This window comes from Lactobacillus sp. ESL0700 (genome assembly GCF_029392095.1).
Lineage (GTDB): Bacteria > Bacillota > Bacilli > Lactobacillales > Lactobacillaceae > Lactobacillus.
This window is the reverse complement of the sequence record NZ_CP113930.1, coordinates 230,114-244,979: the sequence shown is the minus strand read 5'-3', so window position 1 is coordinate 244,979 and position 14,866 is coordinate 230,114. Positions and strand designations below refer to the sequence as shown.

Here is a 14,866-nt window from a genome sequence, read left to right as displayed (position 1 = left end):
TTAACTAACTTTCTGTTTCAAAATGCTTTTTCGCAATTATGGCAACCAAGACCATAATAAGTATTGCAATTACAGCAAAGAACACATAAACAGCGTTAAAACCGCCAAATTTTTCGGCAATTAAATTGTTAAGTGGCATTGCAAAAGCCCCAATCAGAAAAGCAATTGAGTTAACATACGAAAAGCCTTTAGCAAAGGCACGTTTGCCTAATGCCGCCGTTGCAATTGTCGTGATTCCTGTTCCTAAATAGACATAGAAAATATCATTAATTCCGGCACTGAAAATTGCTAAGTTAGCCGAGTGCATGTTAGTTGCAAGAATTAGTAAGATATACGAAACAACAGAAACTGCTAACCAGAATAAACTGGCTTTTTCGGCACCATACTTATCACAAGTTGAACCAACTAATGGATTAAGGAAAATATCAAACACCATTGCGGCCGTTACCATAAAGCCACCAACTTCGCCACTAAAGCCTGCACTAGCAGCATAAGTTGGGAACATTTGGTTCATTACAGCTGGGAATTGCAACAAGATTACGATTGCTAGCAATAACCAAAATGTGACAGATTTAAATAATTCGTGATTAGAAACCGGCTTTACACTAGTTTCTTCAGTGTCATCAGTCGCATCTTCCTTGTAACCATATGGCTTGCGTCCTTCTAATTCAGGCGTAAAGTTAATCCCAAATAAGGCACATGGAATACTCAAAACCGCAACGATAATTGCTAATATCGTCATGCTCTGTTGCCAGCCATATTTAGTAATCAGAACTGACAATACAGGACTCATAATCCCTTGAAAGACAGACGTGATTGCCCAGCACAAGCCGATAGCAAATCCAGCTTGGTCACTAAACCAGTTATCAATTAAAATTCCAACTGGTGTGAATGACATAAATGAAATTGCAACCCCGATAATAATGGCAATTACAAAGAACATCCAAACCGCTGTAAAGTGTGGCATTAAAAATAAACTAACGGCAACTGCTAAACTAGCAATTGCGAATAATAATTTATTATTAACTTTTGCCAAAATTTTCGGTACGTTTGGTGTCATTACAGCCATCGCCAATACTAATACGGTGTAATAATATGACAACGTTGAGATTGGTGTATGTAACGCTTGACTTAACGGCGCTAAAAATGACCCCATCAATACCATACTTGATCCTAGGCAAGCTGCCGAAATCAATCCGATACAGCACATGACTACCCAAGGTCTAATATTCCTTTTTTGCTTACTCATTTGATCACCTCATCATTGATACTTTTGAATATGACTTGATAATACACTGATGTTAGCGCTATGATGAACTAAATAATGAATAGCACTATGATGAAATGGAATTGTATTAAATGAACTCTACGCAAATACGTTGTTTTTTGTCTTTGGCAAAAAATCTCAACTTTACTAAGTCAGCTAACGAAATGTACCTATCACAATCGACAGTTTCCAAAAACATTAAAAACCTCGAAAAAGAATTACAGATTAAGCTCTTTGAACGCGGCTATCACAAGATTTTTTTAACAGAAAAAGGCAAAATCTTCTATAACCAAATGTCACTGACCGCAGCGGAAATTAGCGATACCATTCGCAATTTGCAGCAAGGCAATAATACTAAGCGGCGCAAAATAAAAATGGGCTACACTGACTTACCTTTTGAAAAAAAGTGGCTGCCCATTGCACTTAGATTGGTTAACTCCCACACCCAATTGGATCTGGTCCCCGTCTTTGTCGATCCTGGCCAAAAACTTGACCTCAGTAACCTAATTAACGATGACACCATCGACTTATTAATTATTCAAAAAGATATTATTAGTGAGAAAAAGGAAACCGTTTATCTTGAACTATTTCAAAAAGGTTTTTCCGTAGTAATCGCCCAAGGTGACCGACTTTACCTGAAAGATAGTATCAAATTCAGCGATCTGATCGGCCGCAAGATTTATCTATGGAATGGCAGCGATAATTTCCCCGCAGTTGAAAGTCTTAAATTCAGTCTGCAAAGTAGTGATTATGACATCAGCTTCAAAGAAGAAACGGATTCATCCATTTTAGTTGCGTATGTGCGAGCAAAGATGGGCATCGGAATTGTTCCTAGTGTCCTATATAACAAAAGCGATTCGGATTTGCGTTATACACCACTAGTTACGCCGCAAAAATTGTCATATGGTATTTTATCTTCAGTTAATTCGACTAAGAAAGATGAAATTGCGATTGTCAGTAAGTACATTGCCCAGGCAATTAACATTTCTAAGTCACAATGGTAATTTTTCCATCACAAAAAGGACCTATTCCGTAATTGGAATAGGTCCTTTTATTGTAAATAATTACATAAATGTTTAGTTTTTATTGTTTCCATGCAGCGTCAAATTTTGACTTACCAGTCTTAATGGCACTGTCTGTACTCTGCTTCTTTTGTGCAGCAGCGTAGATACTCTGCATGATTGGGTTAAGCTGACCATAAGCTGCACCAGCGTCCTTAACAACGGGAACACTGTACAAGTTCTTCATGGCACTCTCCAATTTTGCTGGCAGCTTAATCTTCTTATTAGACTTATAAGCCTTAGAGTCAACTACACTTTGGTTAACTGGAATGTAACCTGTGGCATTAGCCCATTCAAGCTGGCTTGATTTTGAAACCAAGAACTTAATGAAGAGAAAGGCAGCAGCCTTTTGGTCAGCACTTGCATGCTTAAACATGTAAATGTCTGTCCCTTGTTGCATTGTGTATTTACCAGGACGAGGAGCAACATCATAAGTAAATCTGTTGCCTACACCTTGCTTAACAAAGCCTTCACCAGCAGAAGTTCCGATATACATTGCTACTTTTTGGTTAGCAAATGGTCCTGAAAGGTAATGCTCTGAACCTGCAGTTCTGAAGTAGCCCTTCTTGATACCATCGGCATAATAGTTGATAACTTTCTTAGAAGCAGCACCGCCAAAGTCAATTTTACTTGAAAAGTCAATGCCCTCATTCTTCATCCCCAAAACGTAATAGTTAGATAATGAGTCAAAGCCAGCACCAACAACCTTATGCTTACTCTTAGTGTAAATTGTTTCGGCATCTTGCTTCAATTCTGCCATTGTTGCTGGTGCCTTTTTAATCCCATACTTCTTGAACATATCAGCATTGTAGGTCAAAGTTTCAATCGACTTATTGAATGGAATACCGTATTGAACGCCGCCTATTTGTGCACCGGAAAGTAATGCTGGCTTAATGTCAGAAGCACTGCTTGAACCCCAGCCAATATTTTTATTATTAATGTATGGCTTTAAGTCAACCAGCAGCTTGTTCTTTGAAGCCGTGTACAACCAATCTGGATAAGCCTGCGTGATTGTAGGTAAGTTATTTGGTGACTGCAATGTTGAATTAATCTTAGCTTGTAAATCGTTGTACGCACCTTGATTTTCCAACTTAACTGTAATCTTCGGGTTCTTTTGCTCAAATTCCTGTGTCAGCTTCTTCAATGTTGCCTGCTGAACACCAGTCATTCCGTGCCAGAAAACAATATTGGTCTTCTTGGTAATCTTTGTCGGAATCTTATCCGTACTTGATGACGAAGAAGAAGAATTGCTACCATTAGAACATGCAGCTGTCCCCATTAACACCAAACCGGTGGCAAAAGCCGCTGCTAGTTTTCTACTAAACTTCATTTGGTAAACCTCCCAAAATAAAACTAAACAATAAATTTTGATTCACTAAAGCGTAACTGTTTGATTACGCTCAGGTAAAATCCGCTTTCCAAATGGGTTCTCTTCCAGCTCCGGATGCAATGTGTGCACCGGAATCAGCATTGCTGGCTGAACCTCCGCAATAATTTCCTTGAGCTCTTTAACATCCGCATGACCAGAACAGCGCAATGCCTTAAACTCAATCTTCTTTGCTGCAAATTGCTCAACAAATGGCCGATAAGCAGGGTCAAACTCACCTAACGGTTCTGCATTTGAGTGAATATAAATGCCGCCTTCTTGCAACTTGTCAAAGTCAGCTACTGCCTGCCACAAGTATTTGCCCTTATCTGCTAACAATTCTTGGTAAGAAATTGCTAGTTCTGGTTGTAAGTCAGCAAACTTTTCATCCTGTGGCAAGTAATAATATGGATAATCCTTGCCCAAACTCTCTTTGAGCAAGTGTGCCCGTGCCGCATGCAATACAACTTGCCGCGGTGAATCACTGATAATTCTTAACAAGCGTTCAACATTAGTTGAATAAGTGTTAAAAGTCATCTGGCGCTCCGGATTTTCCCGTTGAAGTGCAACAATCTGCTCCGTTAATTCCCGCTCATTCTTTGGACCGGTGAATTCTTCACTATTTTGGTCATGCTGTTCTTCAGGCCAAGAAACGCCAGTGCCTTCAATGATGAGCACATCACTGCCCTTAGCAGCTGCTAAGAATTGGTGCACCCAGTCGGGATGATAGCCATGCAAGCGAATATCGCCAGTATAGGCAATCTTCTTATCAGGAGTTGTCACAATCAAGCCAGTTGCCCCATAAGCATCATGATCACTCGGCCACACTTCAAGGGTAATGTCGCCAACCTCGATTGGCTGCCGATATTCCGCCGCAATAATCGGCCGCGTGTAATTAGCTGCATGCCCTGCAGCTGGCAGCAGAAAATCGCCCAATTCATTTAATGCCGGCAGCATTTTGGCAGTAATCGGTCCAGCGTAAAGTGGTATCTCTGGTGCCAAAAAGTTCATTGCCTTACTGTGGTCAAGATGCAAGTGCGACATGTACGCAGCCGCATGCTCCCAACGTTCATGATTAATCGCCTTGCCTGTTAGTTGTGGATCATAAAAGTCTGGCACATCCCCAATTAACTGATTTTTAATTAAAGTTGCGTAACTTTCATCGGGCAAGTTTAACTCTGGCCGAAAAACTTCCCCTAAGTCAAACAGCACATGCGACTTGTTATAAGCAACCTCAATCATTGGTCCGCCAATTGTTGTCAAACCATTATAAAAAGTAATCGTTGTCTTATCCTTTAAGGTCATTACGTACCACTCCTTGGATAATCTGTTTTCTAAAAATAAAGTACAAAATCAAAATTGGTAAAACCGTCAGCGTTGCTGCAGCTAGCTGCAGTTGCGTTTCGCTCCCGGCATCTGATGCAAAAGTCGATAAACCATTGTTCAACAGTCGCATTGTATCTTCGTTAGTTACTAAGAGTGGCCATAGAAACGAGTTCCATCCTGAAATAAAACTAAGCAGGCCAACAGTAAATAGACCACCTTTGGACATTGGAACCAAGATTTTCCAAATGTACTCCCAATCACTGGCCCCATCAATCATGGCTGCCTTATAAATTGTCTCCGAAATCGAGCCAAAGTAACTTTGCAGGTAATACATATAAAAAATTGACGTTAAAAACGGCAACACCAACCCAATATAAGTATTGAGCAGACCCATGTGGGCAATTGTGTTGTAATTGGTAAAAATAATCGCTTCTCCCGGTACCATTAATAACGAGAGCAGCACCATCTGCACAATGCCCTTGCCCTTAAAGTGCAGGTTAACCATCGCAAAGGCACCAAGTAGTGAATTAAATAAGCTAACAATCGTTGTAATACTAGCAGTCAGCACTGTATTGAAAAAGTACCGAGCAAAAGGAGCCCGAGCGAAGACTTTTGCATAATTGCTCCATTCAAAATGATGCGGAATGAGCGTCGGCGGGATTGACGTCGTCTCTTGAAAGCTCATCAGCCCACCCAGCAGCATATAAATGAACGGGAAAACCGTAATAATTGCGAAGATAAATAAAATAATATAACTGAATAACACACCTAAACGCAGTTTTTTCATCTAATTTTCTCCTATCTTCTTCATCATTTTGCGCTGCAAGAATGTCGCAAACAAAATAATTAAAAATAAGACAACTGTTGCCGCCATCGCTACACCCGGCGTACCAACAATCTGGAATTTATTATAAATATAGAAAACCGCGGTTGTGCCGGAATTACCGACCCCGGCTTGCCCATTGAACAAGGCATAAACCGAAGTATAAATTTTAAAGGCACCAATAATGTTCATTGTTAACAAAAAGGCAATGGTTGGCACTAATTCGGGCATCGTAATCCGCCAAAACTTGTCTTTGCCGCTGGCACCATACATATCGGCTATCGTATAAAAGTTAGGGTCAATGTTGCGCAGTGCTCCCATCAAAATAACGATGTTAAAGGCCAGGCCTGACCAAATGCCAAAGATAATAATTGTAATTAAAGACATTGCCGGATCATCAATCCAATCTGGTGCTGGCAGGTGCAAGCAGCGCAGGATAAAGTTCAACATTCCATAGTCTCCGTTAAAAATATAGCGAAAGACAATCCCAATCGCGATTGTTGAGGTTACATACGGCATAAAGAACGTCGTTTCAAAGAAGGTCTTGTGCTTAACTTTGCTAAAAATAATCCACGCTAGCATAATCGAAATCGCTAAACCGACTGGCACTGAGATAACGGCATACAAGATGGTATTTTTAATAGCCAGCCAAAATTCAGGATCATGAAAGATATACTGATAATTGCTAAAGCCAGCCCATGTTAAGTCAATTAATGACCCCTTTTGCAAGCTCATGCCAAAGGCACGCAAAATAGGATAAATACTGAACAACGTAACAAAAATAATTGTCGGCGCTAAAAACAACCACGCCTTTTTTTGATTTGTCTTCATTAGTAAACGCGCTCTCCTTCAGGAGTAAAGAGAAAGATGCGGTCAAGTCGCAACGCCAATTTAATTTGGTCACCGCGTCTTAATGTCGATTCCAAATTCACCAATGATCGTGCCTGAACATCATCATGGGTAAACTTCAAAATTCGTTCACGACCGATTAACTCGACATCATCAATCTGTGTTGTCAAGACACCATCTTCTTGCGGAACAATATTTTCTGGCCGCACCGACAATGTATATTCACCATCTGGTAAATTGCGCTTAAATCGTGATTGCTCCAGCTCCGCCAATTTAATTGTAAAATCACTACCCTGCAATTCATCAGCAGTCTTAGTAACCTTGAAATTATCAATCACGGGATTACCGACAAAGTTAGCAACAAAGTAATTATTTGGTTCCAAATAAAAGTTCTGTCCCAGATCATCCTGCTGAATAACACCATCATTGAAGAGGATAATTTTGTCGCCGATTGATAAAGCTTCTTCTTGATCGTGAGTGACAAATAGCGTTGTAATCCCTACTGACTTAACCAATGAGCGAATTTCTTCGCGGATTTTCAAGCGCAAACGAGCATCAAGGTTAGATAGCGGCTCATCCATTAATAAAATCTGCGGCTCCTGAACTAATGCCCGGGCAATTGCCACCCGCTGTTGCTGACCACCTGATAAGTTGCCCGGCTTTTCTTCGGCTAAATCTGTAATCTGTGTCAGTTCCATGTACTTGCGCGCAATTTGCTCTGCTTCCGTCTTCGACTTCTTTTGTTTGCCAACTACTAACGGAAACATGACATTTTGCAGAACCGTCATGTGCGGATATAAAGCATAGTTTTGAAAAACATAGCCAATGTGCCGGTCTTTAGGCGCAATCTTCACTACTGATTTGCCACCAAATAAAATATCACCAGCAGTTGGACTAAGTAAGCCTGCTAATATATTCAAAATAGTTGTTTTACCACAGCCAGATGGCCCTAAAAGACAAACCAGATCCCCCTTTTTAACAGAAAAGCTAACGTCCTTAATGGCCTCATGCCCATTGTCATAGACTTTCCTGAGATTTTTTACTTCAACGAATTTGTTATCATCCATACGTTCGCACCACTATATCTTGTATTAACTGTTTGTTTTCCTCCCTAATTTTAAGATAAATTACGCTTCAGCACAACTATCTTTTCTTAATAAAAATTCGTAATTTATTAAAAGTAAGTTACTTTTTAAAGCGAATATTCGTTTTTACTGCTTGAATAGTTAATTATTTGCCAAAAATATGATTTAATGTTTCTGTTTTATCATTAACAAGAACAAAACAAAAAGGCGGTAATTTCTTACTACCACCTTTTTGGCAAACTATTATTTAAAACTAAACTAATTAACCGAATATTAGTTAAAAATTTTATTATTTCGACTGATTAAAAATATAGCTTACTCATATTTCCTTCAAGCCAAGCCTGGCTATTAAAATTATGAATTAATAAAATAGCGGCACAAACACAAACTACTAGCTCTAAAATTGTACATCCCACAGCTGAAAGTGGTAATAAATCTTCCCATCCCAAAGAAAAAAAGTACACGCCAAAGTCATTAATAAAATGAAGCATCATTGGTAAAAACAAATTTTTACTACGTAAATATAAAGCACCAACTAAAAATCCGAAACCAGTTGCATTCACTACTTGAACAATTAAATCAAGCAAAGTTGGTTGATTATTACCAATAATATGACCACAGCCAAAAATGATTGCAGAAATCAGCAATGCAAAAAAAACACCAAATTTTCTCTGAGACAATCGTCTTACTAGCGCCGATAAAATAATTCCCCGAAACCAAATTTCTTCAAAAATTGCTGGGCCAAAGATAAAGCAGAGATTCATATTCAAACTAAACTTAGTAGTTGTAAAACCATAGCTATAAACAATAAGAGCTATTAACGCAACAAATATTGTGCCCAAGGACCAGTGCCAATTTTTAAAATGTAACGGTTCTTGTAACCACTTTTTATTCAGAGTCAGTAATAACCAAATTGCAAGAATATATCTAATAATAATCAGCGGTACTTCCAAATTATTCGCTGCTGTTAGTAATGCCCCTCTACTTAAAATTCTAAAATGATACAATGCACTTAATCCAAGGCCAGGAAGAAGCATTAAACCATATGCAATAACTACAAATGCTACTTCCATCACAGCAAAAAACAAGACTGGTGTCCACACACTGTCATTACTTACTTTAAATTTTTTCACCATTCTCCTCCAAAACATCTGAAACTCAACATTCCTATATTAGCATTTTCAAATTTATGTTTACTTTTTTCATGATAAGATCCAATTAAAAAGAGGTACTAATATCTAAAACTTCCTTTTCCTAAAAATCATGTAGCCAAGGATAAAAAATATTAGTAAGTATACCAACGTCCCTAATATAATTTGTACATTTTCAAGGTGAGTTGTCGAATAATACATTGCAAAGTTATAGTATTGCCTAGTTAGGCTAACCATATTTAATGGATTCCATTTAAGCACATTAACGAACTTACCCAAATTTAATAAATTTGCTGAAACTGCTTGTCCTAAAAAGATAACCAAAAAACTAGTTGTAATCACAATTGCATTACTAGTAATCAAGCAAGACAGCAAAAATACTAAGCTAATAATCAGCATCGTCGTTAACAAATCTATTAACATTGTATTAAGCATATTTAGCCAAATTGGTTGATTATATTCATAAATAGTAGTCCAAGTTATTGTGGTACCCAGAGTTATCGACTTCAAACCAATGGTAAAAATAATTGCTAATGCATGTAAAAAGCAATCATAGGTAATAACAACAATATATTTAGATAGGTAAACGTCTAACTTTTTAGAAGCTTTATACAATATTGTCAAAATTGCATTATTTTGAAATTCCATCGAAAACATCGTTGACCCAATAATTACTAAAATAAACATTATCCAGTCTGGTGCATCATAACAAGTCATCAACAAACGCTTCGACTCTCCATATCCTAAAGTACATGAAGCCATTATCATTAGTATTAAAAGAATTACAGGTATAAACCATATAATTCTTTTATGTCGCTGTTTATAAAACTCTTGTTTAATATTAAGAATCATTTTTTATCTCATTTCACAAAAACTACACTCTTCTCTGTCTAAATAACAGGTAACCTAGAATTGTAAAAAACAAGCTATAAAAAAGTATCCCCATGATCAACTGCAAATTACTTAACTGAGAAACTCTACAATAAAAAGGCTTTGATAATTGTTGAGAAATAAAAACCATATTTAACGGATTCCATTTTAGAATGTTACTAATTGTTGGAAATGTCTTCATTAAAGCTGTTGACAAACTAGCACCAAAAAAGCCCCAAGCTAGCCCAATACAAATAACTACAGCATTAGCTCTTATCAACATAATTAACATAAAGGACATGGCCACAGCAAAAAGCGAGTAAATTATCATTCCTAAGATATTTAAGCCAAATTGAATTGAGATTGTTTTTCCAGCAATCACTGTAAACAAATTATATTGTCTACTCTTTAAAACTATACTTAATAGAAGAGCACTAACTATTGAAATAGCAGTCAATACTATGCCATACAGTAAAATAGTCAAAAATTTCGCAATATAAATTTTTGATCTTTCAGAATTTTTATATAGCAACAGCAAAATCGTATTATTGCTGTATTCCATTGCAAAAAACGCCGAACCAATTGCAATTAAAATAATTGGTATCCATTCAATTGCGCCAAAAATTGATATTAAACTATCAGCATTAGTCTTAGAAGTTAGCGCACTATAAATCATCAGCAATACTAAAGCAACTAGGCCATACAGTGAGTTTTTTTGATGGATAAATTTATAAATTTCTTCTTTTAAACTTCTAATCATGCTGATTCCTTTGGTTAGCTAAAATATTAACTACAATTTGTTCAAAATCAGCTGTTACTGGTGACATTTCTCGTAAATGGACATTTTGCTTTAAAAGTTCATCTTGAATTTGATACAGATTTTGTGGTTTTACTAGCAAATAATTATCTTGTCTAGCAAAATTAATCTTTTTAGTTTCAAGGATAGCTTCTGCAAGAGAATTATTTTCAGTCATCACTTTTTGTAGCTCACTTAAAATATGACTGGAAATTAAAAACGCTGTCCCGTTTTTTGCATAACGATATATAAGTTGCCGAACTTTAATTGTCGACTCAATATCAAGGCCATTCATTGGTTCATCAAGAATAATTAATTGTGGCGTATTTAAAAAAGCAATTGCTATGCCCAATTTTTGTTTCATTCCTAAAGAATATCCTGAAGCTTTTGTATCAATATAATTATTCATTTCAAGCACAGCAATCAAGTAATCCATGTTTGATGATTGCTGACTGTATAGCTCTAAGTTCTGCCTACCAGTTAAAAAGGGATATATTGCTGGATGCTCTATCAGTGCACCTACGTTCGCCAATGCATAATGGTTAGTTTCAGTAACTTTTTTATTATTTACTTTAACTTCACCGGTAAATTTTGTTAGCCCCAGAACAGTTTTCATTATCGTTGTTTTGCCAGCTCCATTTGGACCAATTAAACCAACAACTTCTCCAGTCTTAATATTAAAACTAACCTGATTAACAATTTTTTCGTGTCCAATAAAGACATTCAGTTTATCAACTATTAGCATATATTTCCTTCTAAACTAATTTTTTATCTTATAACTAAAGCTTAAAAAGTAGCACAATTGTGAATATGATAAGTAACCACCAAAAATGACTTAAGAAATCCCAAAAATTCATCGTACCATAGCGCCGAACATATTTATTTTTTTGTGGATTAAAGACAAACTGCGTTTCATCTATTCTCGAATCTGTCTTTATACCTAATACCAAATCATCAAGGCTAACATTAAAAATTTCTGCTAACTTAACTACATTATCTAAATCAGGTGTTGAATCACCAGATTCCCATTTAGAAACAGCTTGTCTACTAATAAGTAATTTAGCTGCAAGTTCATCCTGAGACAGAGCATTACTTTTACGATAAGTTTTTAATTGTTCTGCAAATTTAATCATCTTTTATCCTCCTAAATTGTTACTCATTTAGTTTGTCATAACAGATTAAATAAGCAAGCAACTATTTTAATCATTAGGGTAAAAAGCAACTAACATTTACGCAACTAATAATTGCCAAACCATAAAATACCCCCAAATTATAAGGCATAAATCTGGTTGCAGCCAAAACAGCATGCAATTTTATGTGAGCTTCAAAATACTCAATAATTCTTTAAAATTTTACACAAAAAAATCAGTGAACTTTTATCAGCTCACTGATTTTTATTACTTATCTCACTAAATTTCTTTCTTTGCCTTTTCCTTAATAGTGTCGGCAGTTTGCTTCAGTTGTTTCTTTTCCTCATCAGTCAGATTCAATTCAACCTTTTGCACGATACCATCCCGACCAACTACTGCAGGATAGGACATGTATGTTCCGTATTCTTCTTGATAATTGGATACTGGCATTTCTGTACGTGAGTCGCTCAAGACAGCTTCAACCAAGCGAACAGCAGCGGCAGAAATACCAAAGTTAGTGTATTGCTTACCTGCATAAACCGTGTAGCCACCTTGCTTGATTTCTTCGTTCATCTCATCCAAACTCCAAGAATTCTTCTTAGCAGTTTCAATGAATGGCTTTTCCAAAACTTTAACCGTTGACCAAGCAGTAAATTGCGAGTCACCGTGTTCGCCAAGTGTAAAGCCAATAACTGAACGTGGATCAACGCCCGTCTTTTTACCAACAGCGCGCTTCATCCGAGCGGTATCAAGCAAAGTTCCTGTCCCAAAAACATGATTCTTCGGCAACCCCGTCAACTCTTGATACAAACCTGTAATTACGTCAACGGGGTTGGAAATACAAATAATAATCCCATTGAACCCGCTCTTCTTAATGCCATCAGTAACTGCAGCCATACGCGGCTTATTATAACGTAACTCGCCAAAGCGATCTTTTGCGGACAACTTAATATTGCCCATTGCACTAATAATGATGTCTGCATCCCCAAGGGCCGCATAGTCATTAACCGTAATATTGGCATGATAGTGCAAGTTTGCCATTGCGTCTTCAAAGTCAAGTGCATCTGCCTTAACTTTGCCTTCGTTTTCATCAATCAATACCAAATCGTCTACTAATCCAGAAACAATCAGCTGGTGTGCAACAGTACAACCTACATGACCATCACCGATAATACCTATTTTGCTCATAATATTTTCCCTTTCTGTTAATAAATTTGTAAATATAAGTACCATTATAATCTTATTTTTACAAAAATAAAATTATTTTGAAAAAATAATTAAAATAATAAATATCTGGGTTAAATTATGCACAATTTGCAAAAAGTAATGCACTTATTTTGAATAACTATCCACATTTTCTGTTGATAACTTTATTTTTATTGCCAATTTTACCTTAATTAGTAGATTTTTATTTCGGTCATGATTTTTTTACACATGCTGTGTGTATTTCCTGTTCATAAAATTTATGACCAGATTTTTTCCACAAATTAAAAGAGTACTCCTGCTTTCAGAAGTACTCTTTTGTCCGCTATTTTTCTGCAACTGTCATTCGCGTAATGACATCAGTTAATTTAGGATACTTGGTTAGCAATTCTTGCCGACGATATAAAATGAAGTCATGATAATCAAATCCCGGCGCTACCACGCAACTTACAAGGCAAAAGCCTTCGCCGCCTTCTACCTCAGCCCCAAAAATCGTATTCTGCGGCACACTGTATTGCAAAACCTCGCCATTTTTAATGTCTTTGCCCAATTTTACCGTCCAGTATTTACCAGTCTCACTAATACAATGGATTGTAATCGGCTGACCATCATGATAAAACCAGATTTCATCGTGATTTAACTTATGTAAATGTGATGGACTTGTGGCATCAAGTAAAAACTCAATTGAGGTGTAGCGGTAACGTTCGCCATTGCTTTCTGGCGCAAAATACTTGTCCGGACTATGAGAAATATCTTTAAACCAGCCACCTTCAGCGTGCGGCTCCAAGTCAAGTTGCTTAATATAATCTTCCTTAGTATTCATAAATTCTGTTCCCTTCCTTATAATTAAAGGTTAGTAATCAAAATCATTTTACCATTACCCAGAAAAGTTGAGAAGGCTTCATCATGACCACCTAATTGAAAGTCAACATCGCAATCTTTTCAGTTTAAAAAGACTTATACTAATCGTATGGAGGTACTCTTATGAAACAAATTAAAATTGGTCAAACAAACTTTACTGGCTCGGCCATTGCTTTAGGTATTATGCGGATGAATGCACTCACGACTGATGAGGCCGTGACTGCTTTAGAAACAGCGCATGATGTCGGGATTAATTATATTGACTCAGCCGATATTTACGGTCATGGCAAGTCCGAAGAAGTCTTTGGCAAGGCATTTAAGCAATCGTCATTAACCCGCGATGATTTTTACATTCAATCTAAAACTGGTATTTACGAAAATCCGGAGTTAGATTACAAAACTACCCGTTATGATTTTTCAAAAAAGCATATCATTGAGGCTGTTGATGGCATTTTAAGCAGAATGGGAATTGATTACCTTGATAGCTTGTTATTGCATCGGCCTGATGCCTTAATGGATCCAGCCGAAATCGGTGCTGCGTTTGATGAATTACAAGCTGCAGGAAAAGTGCGCCACTTCGGCGTTTCTAACTTTAACCCGATGCAAGTTGCACTATTGCAACAAGGCATCAGCCAAAAACTGCTGATTAACCAACTGCAATTTAGCGTCATGCACACTGGACCAGTCGACTTTGGTATCCACACGAATATGACCGATGCGCGCAGCATTGACCACGATCGCGGCGTACTTGATTATTCGCGCCTGCATAATATGACCGTTCAGTCATGGTCACCATTTCAATATGGACAAATTGAGGGCAACTTTATCAACAATCCTAAGTTTCCTGAAGTAAATGCGGCCTTACAAAAATTAGCCGACCAAAAAGGGGTTTCCAAGAATGCCATTGCGGCGGCATGGATTTTGCGCCATCCTGCTAAAATTCAAGTTGTTATCGGTACAATGAACCCAGAACATATCATCGATAGTGCTAAGGGAGCCGACATCAGCTTAACCGCACAAGAGTGGTACGATATTTATTTAGCAGCCGGCAATGATTTGCCATAAAATTTAACAATTA

15 protein-coding genes are annotated in these 14,866 nt (G+C 37.2%); 2 read left to right on the top strand and 13 right to left on the bottom strand.

Annotated elements, in window-relative coordinates; translation table 11 throughout:
• Positions 1-4 precede the first annotated feature (4 nt).
• Positions 5-1,249 carry an MFS transporter gene (locus OZX63_RS01250; protein WP_277143924.1) on the bottom strand — a complete coding sequence of 415 codons (1,245 nt, stop codon included), beginning with the start codon at positions 1,247-1,249 and terminating at the stop codon, positions 5-7.
• A gap of 143 nt (positions 1,250-1,392) precedes the next feature.
• On the opposite strand from OZX63_RS01250, the gene OZX63_RS01245 reads away from it, so the two are divergent.
• Positions 1,393-2,271, top strand: coding sequence for a LysR family transcriptional regulator (locus tag OZX63_RS01245; protein WP_277143922.1), 879 nt, complete (start codon positions 1,393-1,395; stop codon positions 2,269-2,271).
• A 79-nt stretch (positions 2,272-2,350) separates the two neighbouring features.
• Here OZX63_RS01245 and OZX63_RS01240 read toward each other — a convergent pair whose 3' ends face one another.
• The 12 genes from OZX63_RS01240 to OZX63_RS01185 form a co-directional block, all read right to left on the bottom strand.
• The gene (locus tag OZX63_RS01240) at positions 2,351-3,658 is read right to left on the bottom strand and encodes an extracellular solute-binding protein (RefSeq protein ID WP_277143920.1); all 1,308 of its coding nucleotides are present in this window, start codon (positions 3,656-3,658) and stop codon (positions 2,351-2,353) included.
• A 45-nt stretch (positions 3,659-3,703) separates the two neighbouring features.
• Positions 3,704-4,999, bottom strand: a complete 1,296-nt coding sequence (locus tag OZX63_RS01235) for an MBL fold metallo-hydrolase (protein WP_277143918.1) — start codon at positions 4,997-4,999, stop codon at positions 3,704-3,706.
• The gene (locus OZX63_RS01230; RefSeq protein WP_277133353.1) at positions 4,983-5,807 is read right to left on the bottom strand and encodes a carbohydrate ABC transporter permease; all 825 of its coding nucleotides are present in this window, start codon (positions 5,805-5,807) and stop codon (positions 4,983-4,985) included. The genes OZX63_RS01235 and OZX63_RS01230 overlap by 17 nt, the downstream gene beginning before the upstream one ends.
• Complete coding sequence (locus OZX63_RS01225) at positions 5,808-6,674, bottom strand: sugar ABC transporter permease (RefSeq protein ID WP_277133352.1); 867 nt, start codon at positions 6,672-6,674, stop codon at positions 5,808-5,810. It abuts the gene before it with no gap.
• Positions 6,674-7,759: an ABC transporter ATP-binding protein gene (locus OZX63_RS01220; RefSeq protein ID WP_277143916.1), complete on the bottom strand. Its 1,086-nt coding sequence runs from the start codon at positions 7,757-7,759 to the stop codon at positions 6,674-6,676. Before OZX63_RS01220 ends, OZX63_RS01225 begins: the two co-directional genes overlap by 1 nt.
• Before the next feature lie 320 nt (positions 7,760-8,079).
• Positions 8,080-8,910, bottom strand: coding sequence for a CPBP family intramembrane glutamic endopeptidase (locus tag OZX63_RS01215; RefSeq protein ID WP_277143914.1), 831 nt, complete (start codon positions 8,908-8,910; stop codon positions 8,080-8,082).
• A gap of 105 nt (positions 8,911-9,015) precedes the next feature.
• Complete coding sequence (locus OZX63_RS01210) at positions 9,016-9,780, bottom strand: ABC transporter permease (protein ID WP_277143912.1); 765 nt, start codon at positions 9,778-9,780, stop codon at positions 9,016-9,018.
• Between the two features lie 22 nt (positions 9,781-9,802).
• Positions 9,803-10,558, bottom strand: coding sequence for an ABC transporter permease (locus tag OZX63_RS01205; protein ID WP_277143910.1), 756 nt, complete (start codon positions 10,556-10,558; stop codon positions 9,803-9,805).
• Positions 10,551-11,339: an ATP-binding cassette domain-containing protein gene (locus tag OZX63_RS01200; RefSeq protein ID WP_277143908.1), complete on the bottom strand. Its 789-nt coding sequence runs from the start codon at positions 11,337-11,339 to the stop codon at positions 10,551-10,553. The genes OZX63_RS01205 and OZX63_RS01200 overlap by 8 nt, the downstream gene beginning before the upstream one ends.
• Positions 11,340-11,373: 34 nt before the next feature.
• Complete coding sequence (locus OZX63_RS01195; protein ID WP_277143906.1) at positions 11,374-11,727, bottom strand: helix-turn-helix domain-containing protein; 354 nt, start codon at positions 11,725-11,727, stop codon at positions 11,374-11,376.
• Positions 11,728-12,003: 276 nt separating this feature from the next.
• Positions 12,004-12,915, bottom strand: a complete 912-nt coding sequence (locus OZX63_RS01190) for an L-lactate dehydrogenase (RefSeq protein WP_277145077.1) — start codon at positions 12,913-12,915, stop codon at positions 12,004-12,006.
• Between the two features lie 337 nt (positions 12,916-13,252).
• Positions 13,253-13,750 (bottom strand): cupin domain-containing protein, encoded by a 498-nt coding sequence (locus OZX63_RS01185; RefSeq protein WP_277143904.1) that lies wholly within the window; start codon positions 13,748-13,750, stop codon positions 13,253-13,255.
• A gap of 161 nt (positions 13,751-13,911) precedes the next feature.
• Here OZX63_RS01185 and OZX63_RS01180 point away from each other — a divergent pair, with 161 nt between their 5' ends.
• Positions 13,912-14,853 (top strand): aldo/keto reductase, encoded by a 942-nt coding sequence (locus OZX63_RS01180; protein ID WP_277143902.1) that lies wholly within the window; start codon positions 13,912-13,914, stop codon positions 14,851-14,853.
• Positions 14,854-14,866: the final 13 nt, after the last annotated feature.

Coding starts and splice junctions, on each gene's coding strand:
- OZX63_RS01250 (WP_277143924.1), bottom strand. CDS start 1,249: ATGAGTAAGCAAAAAAGGAATATTAGACCTTGGGTAGTCATGTGCTGT.
- OZX63_RS01240 (WP_277143920.1), bottom strand. CDS start 3,658: ATGAAGTTTAGTAGAAAACTAGCAGCGGCTTTTGCCACCGGTTTGGTG.
- OZX63_RS01235 (WP_277143918.1), bottom strand. CDS start 4,999: ATGACCTTAAAGGATAAGACAACGATTACTTTTTATAATGGTTTGACA.
- OZX63_RS01230 (WP_277133353.1), bottom strand. CDS start 5,807: ATGAAAAAACTGCGTTTAGGTGTGTTATTCAGTTATATTATTTTATTT.
- OZX63_RS01225 (WP_277133352.1), bottom strand. CDS start 6,674: ATGAAGACAAATCAAAAAAAGGCGTGGTTGTTTTTAGCGCCGACAATT.
- OZX63_RS01220 (WP_277143916.1), bottom strand. CDS start 7,759: ATGGATGATAACAAATTCGTTGAAGTAAAAAATCTCAGGAAAGTCTAT.
- OZX63_RS01210 (WP_277143912.1), bottom strand. CDS start 9,780: ATGATTCTTAATATTAAACAAGAGTTTTATAAACAGCGACATAAAAGA.
- OZX63_RS01205 (WP_277143910.1), bottom strand. CDS start 10,558: ATGATTAGAAGTTTAAAAGAAGAAATTTATAAATTTATCCATCAAAAA.
- OZX63_RS01200 (WP_277143908.1), bottom strand. CDS start 11,339: ATGCTAATAGTTGATAAACTGAATGTCTTTATTGGACACGAAAAAATT.
- OZX63_RS01195 (WP_277143906.1), bottom strand. CDS start 11,727: ATGATTAAATTTGCAGAACAATTAAAAACTTATCGTAAAAGTAATGCT.
- OZX63_RS01185 (WP_277143904.1), bottom strand. CDS start 13,750: ATGAATACTAAGGAAGATTATATTAAGCAACTTGACTTGGAGCCGCAC.
- OZX63_RS01180 (WP_277143902.1), top strand. CDS start 13,912: ATGAAACAAATTAAAATTGGTCAAACAAACTTTACTGGCTCGGCCATT.